The following is a 16,427-nucleotide window of genomic DNA, read 5'->3' on the forward strand; positions in this document are numbered from 1 at the left end:
GAGAGAGAACGTGACCACCTTCACCATCGGCGAGACCGATTTCCTCCTGGACGGCGAACCGTTCCAGGTCATCTCCGGGACTCTGCACTACTTCCGCATCCACCCCGAGCACTGGGCCGACCGCATCCGCACGGCCAAGGCGATGGGCCTCAACACCATCGAGACCTACGTCGCGTGGAACGCACACGAGCCGGTGCGGGGCGAATGGGATGCCACGGGCTGGAAGGACCTCGGCCGTTTCCTCGACCTCGTGGCCGCCGAGGGGATGCACGCGATCGTCCGCCCGGGACCCTACATCTGCGCCGAGTGGCACAACGGCGGGCTCCCCGTGTGGCTGACGTCCACTCCGGGCATCGGCCTGCGCCGGTCGGAGCCGCAGTACCTCGCCGCCGTCACGGAGTACCTCGAGCGCGTGTACGAGATTGTCGTCCCGCGGCAGATCGACCGCGGCGGCAACGTCGTGCTCGTGCAGATCGAGAACGAGTACGGTGCCTACGGCTCCGACAAGGACTACCTGCGCGAGCTCGTGCGCGTCACCCGCGAAGCCGGGATCACCGTGCCGCTGACGACCGTGGATCAGCCGATGCCGTGGATGCTCGAGAACGGCAGTCTTCCCGAGCTGCACCTCACCGGCTCGTTCGGCTCTCGTTCGGCCGAGCGCCTCGCGACCCTGCGCGAGCACCAGCCCACCGGTCCGCTCATGTGCTCGGAGTTCTGGGACGGCTGGTTCGACTGGTGGGGCAGCATCCACCACACGACCGACCCCGCCGCCTCCGCCCACGACCTCGACGTGCTGCTCGCGGCGGGCGCATCCGTGAACATCTACATGGTCCACGGCGGCACGAACTTCGGCACGACGAACGGCGCTAACGACAAGGGCCGCTTCGACCCCATCGTCACCTCGTACGACTACGACGCCCCCATCGACGAGGCGGGGCACCCGACCGCGAAGTTCCACGCCTTCCGCGACGTGATCGCGAAGTACGCCCCGGTGCCCGACCTCGAGCCCGCGCCGCGGCCGGATGCGCCGGTGTTCGAGGTGCCGCTCACGGGCGAAGGCGAGTGGATGCCGGCATCCACCGGCTCCGCCTCGGACGACCCCGCGACGTTCGAGGAGCTCGGACACCTCGGGCCCCTCGTCCGGTACGACGTCGACCTTCCCGCGAACGCTCCCGCTGTGCTCGCGTTCGGCGAGGTCCGCGACCTCGCGTGGGTGCACGTCGACGGCACGTTCGTCGGGCGCCTCTCCCGCACGCTGCACGAGCGCGCGCTCGCGATCCCCGCGGGCTCACGCCTCACGGTGCTCGTCGAGGACCAGGGTCGCGTGAACTACGGTCACCGCCTCGGTGAGGAGAAGGGCCTGATCGGCGGCGCGACGCTCGACGGCGCCCCGCTGACCGGCTGGACGGCGACGCCGATCGACCTCGCCGCCGCTGCCGGTGCGGGCGCCGGGCCCCTCGGCCGCGCGCTGCTCCGCGGCACGTTCGAGATCGACGCGGCCGCCGACCTGTTCCTCGACACCTCGGCGTGGGGCAAGGGCTTCGCCTTCGTCAACGGCTTCTTCCTCGGCCGGTACTGGCGGAACGTGCCGCAGGAGACGCTGTACGTTCCGGCACCGGTCCTGCGTGCGGGCGCGAACGAGATCGTCGTGCTCGAGCTGGAGCAGGCCCTGGAGCCTGTGGCCCGGTTCGTCGCGCAGCCCTCGCTGGGACAGCTCGAGGAGTAGACCGCGTCGCCGGAACAGGCGTTGTGCCGAGGACAGGCCGATCCCGCGCGGATCGGCCTGTTTCCGTTACTGCGCCTGTTCTGGGAGCAGCGAGAGCTCAGCGCGCGCTGTCGCGGACGACGAGGGGCGCCGGCACCGTTTCGGCGACGTGGACACCGCCCTCGATCGCGGCGACGAGGGCCTCGACGGTCCGCGCGCCGAGAACGTCGAAATCCTGACGCACGGTCGTGAGGGGCGGGCGGTACTCCGCGGCATCCACGATGTCGTCGAAGCCCACGACCGCGACGTCCTCGGGGACACGGCGACCCGCGTCGGCGAACGCGCGCAGCGCGCCGAGCGCCATCTGGTCGTTCGCCACGAACACCGCCGTCGCATCGGTCAAGGCCGAGACGGCGGCGTGACCGGATGCCGAGGTCCAGTCGCCGCGCACGAGGTCGGGCACGCGACGACCGGCGTCGGCGAGTGTGGCACGCCAGGCCCGCTCGCGCTCAGCCGCGGCGAAGGAACGCGCGGGACCCGCGACGTGGTGCACGGTGTCGTGGCCGAGCCCGAGCAGGTGCTCGACGGCCACGCGGGCGCCACCGGCGTGGTCGGTCTGCACGATCGAGAAGCGCTCGTCGGGCGGGGAGTCGACGACGACGAGGTGAAGATCCGCCGGCGGGGCGTCACGCACCAGCTCGGTCGCCTCATTGAGCACCACGGCACCGTCGACGCCCTGCGAGCGCAGTCGGGCGAAGGCCTCCCGGATGCCGCGCTCCCCCACCGTGACCACGGCGAGGGCGTAGTCGCGCGCGGCGGCCGCCTCGGAGATCGCCTGCAGCATGCGGGAGTTGCCGACGGATGCCAGCGTCGACACGACCAGCCCGATCGTGGAGGTCTGTCCGGTGCGGAGCGCGCGGGCGGCGCGGTGCATGCGGTAGCCGAGGTCGCCCATCGCCTTCTCGACGCGGGCGCGGGTGGTGGGATCGACCCGGGGACTGCCGTTCGCGACGCGCGAGACCGTCTGGGCCGAAACCCCGGCCGCCGCGGCCACATCGGCCATCGATACGCGCATGCCACCCCCTCGGTGTTGACGATATCACGGCTGATCTGTAGCGTGTTATCGTGAACACGGACAGCCCCACCGCAGTGGCCCTCGGCGCCGGAGTCGTCAAGCGCCCCACGCGCCTGGCCGACGGCCGCGAACTGATCTACTTCGACGACGCCGGCACGACGCTCGGCCCCGAGCGCGCGATCGACGCCCGCGAGCTCGACCCCCGCCCCGCCACCGCGACCATGCGACAGGACGTCCTCACGGGCGACTGGATCACCGTGGCATCCAATCGCCAGAACCGGGCGTTCCTGCCTCCCGCGCACCTCGATCCGCTCGCCCCGCAGACGCCGACCAACCCGTCGGAGATCCCGTCGCGCTACGACGTCGCGGTGTTCGAGAACAAGTCGCCGTCCTTCGGTCCCGCGCTCGACGTCGCCCACGGCGACGCGCCCGCCGCCGTCGACCCGCCGCGCGGCGACGACGACCTCGAGCACCTCGGACTCGGCCGCACCCGCACCTCCGTCGGGCGCTGCGAGGTCGTCTGCTTCAGCCCCGAGCACGAGGGATCCTTCGGCACGCTGTCGCGCACCCGCGCCCGCACCGTCATCGAAGCGTGGGCCGACCGCACGGCCGCACTGTCGGCCCTCCCCGGCATCCGTCAGGTGTTCCCGTTCGAGAACCGCGGGCAGGAGATCGGCGTCACCCTCCCCCACCCGCACGGGCAGATCTACGCCTACCCGTACGTCACCCCGCGCACGCAGCGCCTGCTCGACACCGTCTCGCGCACCTCGCCCGACCTGTTCGCGCGGATCCTCGAGTTCGAGGCATCCGGCCCCCGCGTGGTGCTGCGCGGCGAGCACTGGACGGCGTTCGTGCCGTTCGCGGCGCGCTGGCCGATCGAGGTGCACGTGCTCCCCCACCGTCACGTCGCCGACCTCGCCGAGACGACGGATGCCGAGCGCGACGAGCTCGCCCCGTTCTACCTGCGGTTGCTACGCGGCATCGACGCGCTGTACGACACGCCCACGCCGTACATCGCCGCGTGGCACCAGGCGCCCGTCGCCCGGGCCCGCGACAGCGTGCGACTCAACCTGCAGATCACGTCGCCGCGCCGCGCGGCCGACAAGCTCAAGTACCTCGCCGGGTCCGAAGCCGCCATGGGCGCCTGGATCGGCGACGTCACCCCCGAGTCGCAGGCCGAACGCCTGCGCGCCGCCCTCGACACCGTTCCGGAGGTGACGGCATGACCGCCGTCGACGACGCCCGCGCCCTGCTCGCCACCCTGACCGACACCCCCGCCGCAGGGGTGTGGTCCGCCCCCGGCCGCGCCAACCTCATCGGCGAGCACACCGACTACAACGAGGGCTTCGTCCTCCCCTTCGCGATCGCGCAGCGCACCGCCGCCGCCGTCGCGCTGCGCGACGACGACGTGATCCGCGTGCGTTCCACCTTCTCCGACGACGCGGTCGAGGTGGCGCTCGCCGACCTCGACGCCCGCATCGCCGCCAGCGGCCTCGACTGGGCCGGATACCCGCTGGGCGTGGCGTGGGCGCTGCGCGCGGCGGCCCCGGATGCCACACCTCGAGGGGTCGACATCGCCCTGGCGTCGGAGGTGCCGGTGGGAGCGGGGCTCTCGTCGTCCGCCGCGATCGAGGGGGCCGTGGCCTCCGCCTTCAACGACGTGTGGGGCGCAGGTCTCGACAAGGTCGCCCTCGCGCGCGTCGGCCGGACCGCCGAGAACGACGCGGTCGGGGCGCCCACCGGGATCATGGACCAGATGGCATCCATGCTCGGCGAAGCCGATGCCGCGACCTTCCTGGACTGCCGCACGCTCGAGACGCGACCGGTCACCCTGGGCTTCGCGGAGGCTGGCCTCGCGATCCTCGTCGTGGACACGCTCGTCGAGCACGCGCACTCCTCGGGCGGCTACCGCGAGCGCCGCGCCTCGTGCGAGAAGGGCGCCGCGGCCTTCGGTGTGCCGGCGCTGCGCGACCTCACCGTCGACGACCTGCCCCGCGCCGCGGAGATCCTCGACGACGTGACCTTTCGCCGTGTGCGGCACATCGTGACCGAGAACCAGCGCGTCCTCGACACCGTGGCCGCCCTCGACGCCGACGGGCCGCGCGCGATCGGCGACCTGCTGACCGCCTCGCACGCGTCGATGCGCGACGACTTCGAGATCTCGGTGCCCGAGCTCGACCTCGCCGTCGAGACTGCTCTCGCCTCGGGAGCGCTCGGCGCCCGGATGACCGGCGGCGGCTTCGGCGGCGCCGCGATCGCGCTCCTCCCCACCGAGCTCGTGCCCGCGGCGACCGACGCCGTGCAGGCCGCGTTCGCGGCATCCGGATTCCGCGCCCCGAACGTGTTCACGGTGACGCCGTCGGAGGGCGCGCGCCGCGACGCGTGACGCTGCCGGAGGCGGCGCTGGTCCGCCGACCCCGCCCCCGCCGACCCCGCCGGCCGCGGCCCCGCGGGGGCGCTGACGCTGCGCACCCCTCCCCGATGAACGCGATTCGCGACGAGAAACGCCGTGTCACCCCGTTTCTCGCCGCCGATCGCGTTTATCGGGGGGACAGCACCCCGGGCGGGACGCCGCGGAGTGACAGCACCGCGGGCGGGACGCCGCGGAGTGACAGCACCGCGGGCGGGACGCCGCGGAGTGACAGCACCGCGGCGTGACGCGGGCGGCGTGACAGCACCGCGGGCCCTGTACGGGACGGCCGTGGGCGCGTAGCGTGCGGGAATGGCATCCGACGACGGCGTCCTCGACTGGCTGCACGACAGCGACCCCGCGCTGCAGTGGAAGGTCGAGCGCGACCTGCTCGACGCACCCGCCGCCGTGTGGGAGGCGACCCGCGCCCGGGTCGCGCGCGAGGGCTTCGGCGCGCAGCTGCTCGCCCGGCAGGACCCGGACGGGCAGTGGGCCGGCGGCGCGCACTTCCCCGCCGACTTCGACGGCAACGACCCTCAGCCCTGGACGGCCACGTCGTGGTCGCTCATGGCATTGCGCGAATGGGGCGTGGATGCCACGGCCCTCCGCCCCGACACCGCGGGGCTCCTCGAGCGCCACGCCCGCTGGGAGTACGAGGATCTTCCGTTCTGGGACGGCGAAGTGGATGCCTGCATCAACTCCTTCACCCTCGCGAGCGGTGCCTGGCTCGGGGCCGACGTGAGTGGCATCCGGGACTGGTTCGTCGAGCACCGCCTGCCCGACGGGGGCTGGAACTGCGAGTGGGTGGAGGGCTCGACGCGGTCGTCGTTCCACTCGACCCTCAACTCGGTGATCGGGATCCTCGACGACGAGTGGCGCACGGGCGGCACCCCCGCCCTGCACGACGCCCGGCGCGGGGCCGAGGAGTACCTGCTCGAGCGGCGGTTGCTGTTCCGCCTCTCCACCGGCGAGAAGCACCGGTGGGCGGACCACCTGGGGTACCCGTTCCGGTTCCGCTACAGCGCGCTCCGCGCCCTCGATCACTTCCGCGCCGCCGCCCTGCACGACGGAACCGCTCCCGATCCGCGGCTCGCCGAGGCGATCGAGCGGGTGCGCGCGACCCGCGACCCCGACGGCACGTGGCACCAGGCCTACCCGCTCGAGGGCCACGAGTGGTTCGCGGTGGACGTGCCGGCGGGCGAGCCGTCGCGGTGGCTGACGTTCTTCGCGCTGCGCGTCCTGCGGTGGTGGGACGCCCCCGCGTGAGTCGCCAGGATTCGTCGCCCTGAGCGCCCGCCAGGCGACACATCGTGGCGACTCACGCGGGTGGCGCGACAGGATGGAGCGATGGATGCCACGGAACCCGTCGTCGCCACCACCCGCGGCCGCGTGCGCGGGTTCACCCGCGGCGGGACGGCGGTGTTCCTCGGCATCCCGTTCGCGCAGGCACCCGTCGGACGGTTGCGGTTCGCCGCCCCGGAACCCCCGGAGCCGTGGGAGGGCGAGCGCGCCGCGACGACCTACGGCGCCACAGCGCAGCGCGGTGACACCGGCATCACGCTCATCCCCGAACCGAGCGTGCCCGGCGACGCCACGCTGAACGTCAACGTCTTCGCGCCGCGGGACGCGACCCCGGATGCCGCCCTCCCGGTGCTCGTCTGGATCCACGGCGGCGGATTCGTGTCGGGGTCGCCCGCGAGCCGCTGGTACGACGGCGACACGTTCGCGCGCGACGGCGTGGTGACGGTGGTGATCTCGTACCGGCTGGGGTTCGACGGCTTCGGCTGGATCGACGGCGCCCCGTCGAACCGCGGGCTCCGCGACCAGATCGCGGCGCTCGAATGGGTGCGCGACGAGATCCGCGCCTTCGGGGGCGATCCCGGCCGCGTGACGATCGCGGGCCAGTCGGCGGGCGGCGGATCCGTGCTCGCGCTGCTGGCGAGCCCCGCGGCATCCGGTCTGTTCCAGCGCGCCATGGCCCTGTCGCCCGCGTTGGGGGCCGTCGCCGCGCCCGACGCGCGCCGGTTCGCCGACCGTCTCGCGGCCCTCGCGGCCGTGCGCCCCGACCGCGACGGCTTCGCCACTCTGCCCGAGGAGCGTCTGCTCGAGCTGCAGCGGCAGGCGCAGAAGCCCGAACGTCGCGCCCGCCTCGCCGGACTCACCGCGCTGCTCGACGGCGGCCTGCCGCTCGGGCCGATGGTGGACGGGGAGCTGCTCCCGCGACCGCCGCTAGACGCCCTCGCCGACGGGGCGTCGGCCGGCATCCCCCTGGTGGTGGGCGCGACCGACGACGAGTTCACGATGGTCACGGCCCGCTGGCGGAAGCCGCTGCGGCTGGTCCCGGTCGCGCTCGCCCTCGCGGTGCTGGGTCTCGGACGCTCCCGGCCACGGGCCTACCTCGCGCGGTCACGACGGCGGGGTGCCGCGGCCCGGCTCGGCGGCTACGTCTCGGACCGGGTCATCCGCTCCGTCGTGCTGCGCACCGCCCGCGCCCGCGGTGGCGACGCGACGTGGGTGTACCGCTTCGCGTGGCCGTCCCCGCCGATCGGGTTCGCGTGCCACTGCCTCGACGTGCCGTTCTGGTTCGACCACCTCGACGCCGACGGCGTCACCGCGATCGCCGGCGACGCGCCACCCACTGACCTCGCCGGCGAGATGCATGCCGCCGCGGTCGGCTTCATCCGGGACGGCGACCCGGGATGGCCGACCTGGGATGCCGCGACCCGCCGCGGGCGCGTGTTCGGCGCCGCGGCATCCACCCCGCCCGTCGAGCCCGACGCGTACGCCGAGGTCGCCCCGCTGGTCTGAGCGGCCGCGCGTGAGGGGTCAATATTTGTCGCTTCCGGCGCGCCGAAGCGACAGTTCTTGACCCCTCACGCGCTTCACGCGAGCGCGGGGACCACCTCGCGCTCGAACAGCGTGAGGCCGGAGGTGTCGTAGGCGGCCTCGGGGAAGTAGTGGATGGCGTAGCCGAGGCCGTGCTCGGCGCGGGCGCGCAGGCGCTCGACGATCTGCTCGGGGGTGCCGAACGCGTCGGAGGCGCGGTAGTCGGCCTCGATGGCATCCGCCCGCTCGTCGCCCACGTGGGGCCGGAGACGCGCCACGACAGCGGCGAGACGCTCGTCGGCCTCGGCCTCGGTGGCCGCAACGATCGTGTTGAAGTTCGTGGACCGCGTGATCTCGCCGAAGTCGCGACCCCGTGCCTCGCAGTGCCCGCGCAGCACGTCGGACTTGTGGTCGAACTCCTCGAGCGAACCGCCGAAGTTCGTGTACGAGGCGTAGGTCGCTGCGATCTTGAGCGTGACCTTCTCGCCGCCGCCGGCGATCCACAGCGGGATGCCGCCGGGCTGGAGCGGCTGCGGCTGCACGATCGCGCCGTCGACCTCGTAGTACTTCCCGGCGAGCGTCGCCGAACCGGTGGTCCAGGCCTGGTGCATGATCTCGACGCCCTCGCGGAGGCGCCCCAGACGCTCCGCGATCGGCGGGAACCCGTAGCCGTACGCGCGCCACTCGTGCTCGTACCAGCCGCCGCCGATGCCCATCTCGGCGCGACCGCCCGAGATGAGGTCGACGGTCGCCGCGACCTTCGCGAGGTAGGCCGGGTTGCGGTAGCCCATGCACGTGCACATCTGCCCGAGGCGCACCCGGTCGGTGACCGCGGCGAAGGCGGCCATGAGCGTCCACGCCTCGTGCGTCGCCTCGGCGCTCGGCACCGGAGTGGTGTGGAAGTGGTCGTAGACCCAGATCGACGACCACGGCCCCTCGTCAGCGCTCTGGGCGAGCGAGCTCATCGCCCGCCACTGCTCGGCGGGGTCGATGCCCACCAGATCGAAGCGCCAACCCTGCGGGACGAAGATGCCGAATTCCATGGGCTTCACCCTAGGCCCGTGCGACCCGCGACGGGCCGGTCGAGGGCGAGCTCCTCTGCCAGGGCAGGGCCTGCATCATGCTCAGGACGGCGACGATCGCGACGCCGAGCGCCGCGGCGGAGCCGAGCAGCGGCAGCACCACCGGCGAGAGCGCCCGGCTCACCTCGGGGACCAGACCCGCGGCCTGCGGCTGGGTCGTGATCGGGGCGTTCGCGGCGAAGAACGCGCGCGCCGACTCCGCCGGGTCGATCTCGGCGGGCGCTCGGCGCAGCGCGTTCACCGGCGCGGCGGCGGCGGCGGCGGAACCACCCGCGGTCGCGACCGGCACCGTGACCGGCGCCGCGGCCGAGTAGCTCACCGTGAGCGGCGACGCGGGCTTGGCGGCATCCCGGACTCCGCCGGTCGTGAGCCAGTACCCCTGCTGACCCGTCTGACGGTGGAAGTCGATGAAGGACTGCGGGAACGACCCCCAGTACGCCTGGGTGGTGGCGGTGCGGGCGGTCTGGCCCCCGCCCGTGGTCGTCACGCCGAGGTACCGCGGCGTGACCGTGAAGCCACCGACGCCGGCGACGTCCGCGCCGTCGATGTCGGCGAGCACGACGGTCTGCGGCGCGATCGGGTTCCACGTCGTCGTGTCGTCCATCGAGGTGCCGTACCCGCTCGCGGTGCCGACGAGCCGCCCGTCACCGGATGCGTCGAGGGTCAGTCGCGGGTCGGACACGCTCCAGTACGTCATCCCGCCGTAGAAGACGACCGTGAACGATCCCGACCACGTGATGTCGACGGCTCCGTCGCGGCGCGTGCCCGTCCCGCCGTCGATCACGACCTGGTTGCCCGAGGCGCTCGCGGTCGACGACACCGACACCGGGGCACCCGTCGGGTCCTGGCACTTCGTCGACCAGGATGCCGTGGTCCAGCCGCCGTCCGCGGTCGGCTTCTCGATCCGCACGTTCGCGTCCTGCGCGCGGTACAGCCCGTCGCCCTCCGTCCACACCCGGGAGCCCCCGGCATCGCCCGCGGCGCCGGCGCTGAGGAAGTTGCATCCCCCGGCGAACGCTCCCCCGCCCGCCTCGACGTTGAGCCCCCACCGCAGCTGAGCGTCGGTGATCTCTCCGTCGGATCCGGCGTCGCCTGTGCCCGGGACGGTCACGACGATGTCGTCCGGACCGGCGGCCGCCGCGGGGGCAGCGGCGAGTCCGAGCACGACGGCCAGCGCGAGACCCGCCCGCAGCAGCACCCCGGGCCTCATGAAGACACCCCCGCCGTCGCCCGCTCGGGCACGGGAATCGCGGCTTCCTCGGGCACAGGAGTCGCGGTCTCCGCCCTCCGCGCCCGTCGGCGCGACCGGGCGCGTACGACCGCGGTGACGATGCTCGTCACCACCAGCGCGGTCGCCAGCGCGATGCAGGCCAGCAGCAGCACGAGAACCCAGGTGGGCGCGGTCGACTCATCGGAGACGGATGCCGCGGCGCTTCCACCGCTCACCGTGACCTCGGCCTCGGCCACCGCCCCCGAACCCGCGCCGCGCAACGTGAGCAGGTGCGTTCCGTCGCGGATCTCGCGCGGGACGGGCAGCGCCGCCGCAACCTCGCCCTGCGCGCCCGAGGTGAGCGGGCCGACGGCCGTCAGGCCGCCGTCGAGCGAGGCCACGACCTGCTCGCCGGGGGTGAAACCCTGCCCGGTGAAGACGATCGAGGTGCCGGCGGCGACCGATGCCGACTCGACTCCCACCCGGACGGCCCCGGCGGATCCCTCGGCCGGAGCGGAGGCGGCCTCGGAGGGAGCTTCCGCGGCCCCCGCGAACGACACGGGGGTGAACGTCTCGTTGTTCGCGTTCTTCACCCCGTGCGCCCCGATGGTGATGATGCCGCAGGTCACCGTGCGGCAGTCGACCTCCGAGACCCGTCCGTCGCGGTCGTGGCTCTCGAACACCGCTCCCGGGATCACCATGGTCACCGACCACGACCCGTCGGCGCCGAGGACGCCATTCGCGGCGCTCTCGGTCTGACTGCCCGGGAAGGCCAGGAAGCGCTGATACCCGTTGTTCTCGGCCGACTCCGCGTCGGGCACGTACCGGTAGTCCTCTCCGACGACGCCCCCGGCGCTCGGTCGCCACGAGCCGCCCTCGGGGTCGTCGACCCAGCCGAAGAGCACGTAGACGCCGCCGAAGCCGTTCGGGATCGACTGGAACCCCGACCCGGACACGGTCACGTCGGTGGCGTACTCGGCATCCGCGGATGCCGTGCCCTGAGGGCCGGTGACGGTCACGGTTCCGGCGGCCCACGCCGGGGCCGCGGCGACCACCGCACCGGCAGCGGTCAGGGCGAGGACGACCGCGGCGGCGGACAGGCGGAGGGACAGACGTTTCATGCGAGAGCTCCGGGGGTGGGGGATGTCGACGAGGCGGGGTCGGCGACGACGAGCAGCGTTCCGCGGGGTCCGTCGACGACGGCGATCGGATGCCGATAGACCCGCGTGAGCACCTCGGGGTCGAGGACGTCGCGCGGTGGGCCGACGGCCACCAGACGACCGCCCTCGAGGAGGGCGATGCGGTCCGCGTACGCGGCGGCGAGCCCGAGGTCGTGGAGAACCACGACGGCGGCTCCCCCGGCATCCACCCGCTCACGTGTGCGGGCGAGCACACGGTGCTGATGTCGGATGTCGAGGCTCGCGGTGGGTTCGTCGAGCAATGCGATCGCGCACTCCTGCGCGTACGCGCGCGCGAAGGCGGTACGGGCCCGTTCGCCGCCCGACAGCCCCGTCACCGGACGGTCGGCGAACGCGTGCACCTCGCCGGCCGCGAGCGCCTCGGCCACCGCGAGGTCGTCGCGGGACGCCTCCGGATGCCGCCGCCACGGCGCGCGGCCCATGCGCACGACATCGCGGACGACGAACGGGAACGACACCTCGTTGCTCTGCGTCAGAACCGACCGACGTCGGGCGCGCTCGGCGACGGGTCGGGAATCCAGCACCGCGCCGTCGAGCTCGACGACGCCGGCCGCGGGGACGCGGTCGCCCGCGAGCACCGACAGCAGCGTCGACTTCCCCGCCCCGTTGGGGCCGACGAGCACGACCAGTTCGCCCGCGGCGAGATCGAGGTCGACCGCGTCGAGCACGCGCCGACCCGCGACGTCGACCGAGATCCCCCGGGCGCTGAGCACCACCGTCATCCCCATCCTCCCGACCGCCGACGCGTGCGGCGCAGGAGCCAGAAGAAGAACGGCCCGCCGATGAGGGCGGTGAGCATGCCGATCGGCAGTTCCGAACCTGACACCACGGTGCGCGCGGCCAGGTCGGCGGCGAGCAGCAGCACCGCACCCCCGAGCGCACTGGCGGGGAGCAGCAGCCGGTGCCCCGGCCCGAGCACCATGCGCATGAGGTGGGGCACGACGAGTCCGACGAAGCCGATGATCCCGCAGAAGGCCACGGCCGCGCACGTGAGCAGGGCGATCACGACGATCGCGACGACGCGGAGCCGCTCCACCCGCACTCCCAGGTGCTCCGCCTGCCGCTCCCCGAGCGCGAGGAGGTCGAGGCTGCCGGCGAAGAAGAGGCACACGGCGATGCCGACGACGGCCAACGGCGCCACGACGGCGAGGTCGTCCCAGCGCGTACCGTTGAGCGAACCGAGCTGCCAGAAGACGATCTGCTCACGTTGCTGCGTCGACCCGAGGTACGTGAACAGCGCGATCGCCGCGCCGCCGACCGCGTTGACCGCGATGCCCGTGAGCACGAGGGTCACGACCTCGGTGCGTCCGTCCGACCGCGCGGAGACGTAGACGATCACGGTGGCGGCGAGCCCGCCCACGAAGGCGAGCGCGGGGAGGGTGAGGGGCCCGAGGAAGCCGAGCCCGAAGACGATGGATGCCGATGCCCCCACCGCCGCACCCGAGGAGATGCCGATGACGCCCGGCTCGGCCAGCGGGTTGCGGAAGACCCCCTGCATGACGACCCCGGCCGTGGCGAGCGTCGCCCCGACGAGGACCGCCATCAGGATCCGGGGCAGACGGATGAGCCATAGCGTCGCCTCGCCGTTGACGTGCTCCACGGCAGCTCCTGGCGCGACGGACAGGAAGCCCACGCCCAGGGCGCGCACGGCATCGTTCCACGCCCGCGCGAACGCCCCCAGCACCTGATCGGGCGGGATCGAGAGCTGCCCACTACCGGCCGACACGACCGCGAGCACCACGAGCGCGACGGCGAGCGACGAGAACACGGCCGGGACGCGGATCGAGACCCGGGACCGCGGCGCCGCGACCGGCGCGGCCGCGACGGCCGTCATCCGGCGGCCTCGGGCGCGTACACGGCCACGGCGAGCGCGTCGAGCACGTCGGCCGCGGCCGGGCCGAAGCTCAGCACCGTGGTGTCGGACATGTCGACGATGCGGCGATGGCGCCCGGCATCCGTCTGGGCGACCGCGGGGAGGTGCTCGACGAGCCCGTCCACGCCGCCGACGGACTCGAGGCCCTTCGTCATCATGATGAGCAGGTCGGGGTTCGCGTCGACGAGGGCCTCGTCGGTGATCGGCCGCATCCCCGTCCAGCCGATCTCCCCCGCCACGTCGACGCCCCCGAGCGCCTCGATCAGGCTGTCGGCGCCGGACTCCTCGCCGAACAGGTAGTACACCCCCGACTGGCCACGCACGTAGAGGAACATCATGCGCAGCTTGCGCGCGGGGTCGGTCGGCGCGACGTCCGCGATCTGCGCGATCTTGGCGTCCACCGCCGCGGTGGTGCGCGCGGCGAGCGCGGCGGCGCGCGCGGGAACGCCGAGGGCCGCGCCGACCTGTTCGATGAGCGACCCGATGTTCTCGAGCGAGCGGTGCGAATCGACGACCACGACGGGGATGCCGGCATCCCGCATCTGCAGGATGGTGTCCCACGGTCCGAGGCTCGTGTCGGTCAGGATCACCGTGGGGGCGGCGTCGAGGATCGCCTCGGCGTTGAGGTCGTGGCCGTTCTCGGTGACCACGGGCAGGTGCGCCGCCTCGGGGAAATCGGTGGAGACGTCGCGCGCCACGACGTGGTCGCCCAGGCCGAGCTCGAAGACGATGCGCGAGAGCGAGCCGTAGATGTCGAGCGTGAGGATGCGCGTGGTGTCGGTGATCGTCACGGCGGCGCCCTGCGAGTCGGTGAGCGTCACGGGCAGCGTCTGGGCTCCGTCGGTGACGGGTGTCACGGGCGCGGCGGCCGCGACGGCCGTCGACGGACCCTCCCACGTCAACGGGTCGGTGAGGGGCGTCACCTCGGCCAGCGGCGGCGTGGGCGCGGCGGTCTGCCCGTGCCCGGCAGCGGCGGTGCAGGCGCTCAGGCCGAGCGCGACGGTCAGCGCGAGCGCGAGGGCGACGGGGCCGCGCGTCGTTCGACGGATCATGAAACGAACCTCCAAGTAAGGTGAGCCTACCCTTAACATTGCCTGAGATCCGACTTCGTGGTTAGGTAACCCTAACCTGCCTTCCAGCACCTCACCGGGGTGCGCCGCGGCCTGCCCGCGGGACTCGTCGGAGGGCGGAGAAGGGAACGAACGTGGACTCCTCCACGCACAGACACCAGTTCGTCCGCGTCACCGCTGCCAGCCTCGCTGCGGCGGCGCTGGCCCTCGGCGGCGCGCTCGTCGCCGCCCCCGCGCACGCCGTCGGGACGACCATCGACGACGCCGTCTTCCGCTGGGGACTGAACGCCGAGGCGAACGCGGCCGCGTTCGCCCCCGGGACGGTCAACCTGCTGTCGGCCGGAATCGTCACCGCCGACTCGTCGGCCGACCGCGTCACGGCGACGAACTGGAAGCAGAGCGACGGCAACACGCGGATCCTGAAGCTGCAGGCGGACGGCAGCTACGCCGCCGCCACCTTCGCGGGTCTGCGCACCGACGCGAATGGCACCACGATCACCACCGGCAACGGCCTGAACTCGGGGCACATCGCCGAGATCGCCGGCGGCACCGGGACGGTCGACGTGGATGCCGGCACCGCCGAGATCCAGTGGACCGGGTCGTTCACCTCGGCGTTCTACTCGGGCATGACCCGTTCGTGGATCACCGACCCGAAGCTGACCGTCGCGAGCGACGGCACCGGCACCGTCACCGCCACGCTCGGCGGCTACGGCACCTCGATGGACGACCCCGACAAGTTCGAGGCGCTGACCCCGGTGGCGAACGTGGTCATCGCCACCCTCACGGGCGTGGACGTCACACCCACCGGCTTCACCGTGACCCCCGACTACCTCGGCCGCACCGTCACCCTGCCGGCCGGATCGGTCGCGCAGGTGACCACGGGCAGCACCGCCGGCGCGTTCCCGCAGTCGTTCGTCGACTTCCAGATCGCGACCGGCCAGGGCTCGTACTGGTACTCCTCGGGCGGGTCCGCCGACTCACGCAAGCCCGCGAGCGCGCTCTCGGTCGCCTACACCGCAGCGCCCGTGGCATCCACGCCCACCGTCACCGTCTCCAAGGCCACCGGCATCGCCCAAGGCGAGACCGTCACCGTCACCGGAAGCGGGTTCCTGCCGTCGGGCACCGCCACCAACGGGGTGCGCCCCCCGCTCGCCGGACAGTTCAGCGGCACGTACGTCGTGTTCGGCAAGTTCGCCGACACGTGGCAGCCCTCGGCCGGGGCCGCGTCGTCGGCGCGTTCCGTGATCGCGCAGAAGTGGGCGGTCCCGGCCGCGAGCATGGCCACGATCGGCGGCGCCGGCAGCGGAGCGATCGAGCTGACGGCCGACGGCACGTTCTCGGTCGACCTCGCCCTCACGACCACCGAGGCGCAGAACCTCGCCGCTGGACGCTTCGGCATCTACACGTATGCCGGCAGCGGCACCGTGTACGCCCCGTTCGAGACGTTCACGCCGATCTCGTTCGCCTCCTCCTCCGACGTGATCGTCGAGGTGCCGGCGTGGGTCGACGCCCCGACCGGCTCGTTCGGCTGGGCGTTCGACGGCTCCTCCCCGGCCAGCCTCGGTACGGCGGTGCAGGACGGCGCGAACTTCACGGCATCCGGGACGCTGACGAACATCGTCGTGACCGACACGCGCGCCGGAGGCACCGCCCCGTACACGTGGAGCATCTCGGGGCAGGTCGGCGACTTCGCCTCCTCCGCGGGCGACTCGTTCGCCAGTGACCTGCTCGGATGGAAGCCCAAGGTCGTGACGGCCGGACAGAGCGTCGCCGCCGGTGCCGAGATCGCGTCCGCCCGCCTCGGCGGCACGGGCCTCGGAACGTCGCGGGTGCTCGCGTCGTCGACCGCGGCAGCCAGCGCCACCATCGGAGCCGACCTGACGCTCGTCATCCCCGGCACGACCCCCGCGGGCGACTACACCGCGAAGCTCACCATCACCGCCCTGCAGTGACCCTCACGACGGGGACGCTGGCACG

General features: G+C 73.1%; 13 protein-coding genes. 6 read left to right on the forward strand and 7 right to left on the reverse strand.

Translation table 11 applies throughout. The features are described 5' to 3' along the window. Positions 1-10: 10 nt before the first annotated feature. On the forward strand, positions 11-1,726 hold the full coding sequence (locus P8R59_RS03550; RefSeq protein ID WP_278102750.1) for a glycoside hydrolase family 35 protein: 1,716 nt from the start codon (positions 11-13) through the stop codon (positions 1,724-1,726). Positions 1,727-1,823: 97 nt separating this feature from the next. On the opposite strand, the gene P8R59_RS03555 is transcribed toward P8R59_RS03550, so the two are convergent. Beyond that, positions 1,824-2,780, reverse strand: coding sequence for a LacI family DNA-binding transcriptional regulator (locus P8R59_RS03555; protein ID WP_278102751.1), 957 nt, complete (start codon positions 2,778-2,780; stop codon positions 1,824-1,826). Positions 2,781-2,830: 50 nt separating this feature from the next. Here P8R59_RS03555 and galT point away from each other — a divergent pair, with 50 nt between their 5' ends. From galT to P8R59_RS03575, 4 genes are all read left to right on the forward strand, one after another. After that, positions 2,831-4,006 carry a galactose-1-phosphate uridylyltransferase gene (galT, locus tag P8R59_RS03560; protein ID WP_278102752.1) on the forward strand — a complete coding sequence of 392 codons (1,176 nt, stop codon included), beginning with the start codon at positions 2,831-2,833 and terminating at the stop codon, positions 4,004-4,006. Next, positions 4,003-5,166 carry a galactokinase gene (galK, locus tag P8R59_RS03565; protein ID WP_278102753.1) on the forward strand — a complete coding sequence of 388 codons (1,164 nt, stop codon included), beginning with the start codon at positions 4,003-4,005 and terminating at the stop codon, positions 5,164-5,166. Before galT ends, galK begins: the two co-directional genes overlap by 4 nt. A gap of 336 nt (positions 5,167-5,502) precedes the next feature. Then, complete coding sequence (locus P8R59_RS03570; RefSeq protein ID WP_278102754.1) at positions 5,503-6,456, forward strand: squalene cyclase; 954 nt, start codon at positions 5,503-5,505, stop codon at positions 6,454-6,456. An 81-nt stretch (positions 6,457-6,537) separates the two neighbouring features. Continuing rightward, a complete protein-coding gene (locus tag P8R59_RS03575; RefSeq protein ID WP_278102755.1) occupies positions 6,538-7,998 on the forward strand; it encodes a carboxylesterase/lipase family protein in 1,461 nt (486 codons plus the stop codon). Between the two features lie 74 nt (positions 7,999-8,072). Here the strand turns inward: P8R59_RS03575 and P8R59_RS03580 are convergent, their stop codons facing one another. From P8R59_RS03580 to P8R59_RS03605, 6 genes are read right to left on the reverse strand one after another with little or no spacing between them, the layout of a single operon-like run. Then, the gene (locus P8R59_RS03580) at positions 8,073-9,059 is read right to left on the reverse strand and encodes an LLM class F420-dependent oxidoreductase (RefSeq protein ID WP_278102756.1); all 987 of its coding nucleotides are present in this window, start codon (positions 9,057-9,059) and stop codon (positions 8,073-8,075) included. A gap of 10 nt (positions 9,060-9,069) precedes the next feature. Then, on the reverse strand, positions 9,070-10,308 hold the full coding sequence (locus P8R59_RS03585; RefSeq protein ID WP_278102757.1) for a hypothetical protein: 1,239 nt from the start codon (positions 10,306-10,308) through the stop codon (positions 9,070-9,072). Beyond that, on the reverse strand, positions 10,305-11,429 hold the full coding sequence (locus P8R59_RS03590; protein ID WP_278102758.1) for a hypothetical protein: 1,125 nt from the start codon (positions 11,427-11,429) through the stop codon (positions 10,305-10,307). Before P8R59_RS03590 ends, P8R59_RS03585 begins: the two co-directional genes overlap by 4 nt. Then, positions 11,426-12,229, reverse strand: coding sequence for a heme ABC transporter ATP-binding protein (locus tag P8R59_RS03595; protein WP_278102759.1), 804 nt, complete (start codon positions 12,227-12,229; stop codon positions 11,426-11,428). Before P8R59_RS03595 ends, P8R59_RS03590 begins: the two co-directional genes overlap by 4 nt. Further along, positions 12,226-13,341 carry a FecCD family ABC transporter permease gene (locus tag P8R59_RS03600; RefSeq protein WP_278102760.1) on the reverse strand — a complete coding sequence of 372 codons (1,116 nt, stop codon included), beginning with the start codon at positions 13,339-13,341 and terminating at the stop codon, positions 12,226-12,228. The genes P8R59_RS03595 and P8R59_RS03600 overlap by 4 nt, the downstream gene beginning before the upstream one ends. Next, a complete protein-coding gene (locus tag P8R59_RS03605; protein WP_278102761.1) occupies positions 13,338-14,432 on the reverse strand; it encodes a heme/hemin ABC transporter substrate-binding protein in 1,095 nt (364 codons plus the stop codon). The genes P8R59_RS03600 and P8R59_RS03605 overlap by 4 nt, the downstream gene beginning before the upstream one ends. Positions 14,433-14,584: 152 nt before the next feature. Here P8R59_RS03605 and P8R59_RS03610 point away from each other — a divergent pair, with 152 nt between their 5' ends. Next, on the forward strand, positions 14,585-16,402 hold the full coding sequence (locus P8R59_RS03610; RefSeq protein WP_278102762.1) for a hypothetical protein: 1,818 nt from the start codon (positions 14,585-14,587) through the stop codon (positions 16,400-16,402). Positions 16,403-16,427 lie beyond the last annotated feature (25 nt).

The sequence above is a fragment of the Microbacterium proteolyticum genome (genome assembly GCF_029639405.1).
In the GTDB taxonomy this organism is placed as follows: domain Bacteria; phylum Actinomycetota; class Actinomycetes; order Actinomycetales; family Microbacteriaceae; genus Microbacterium.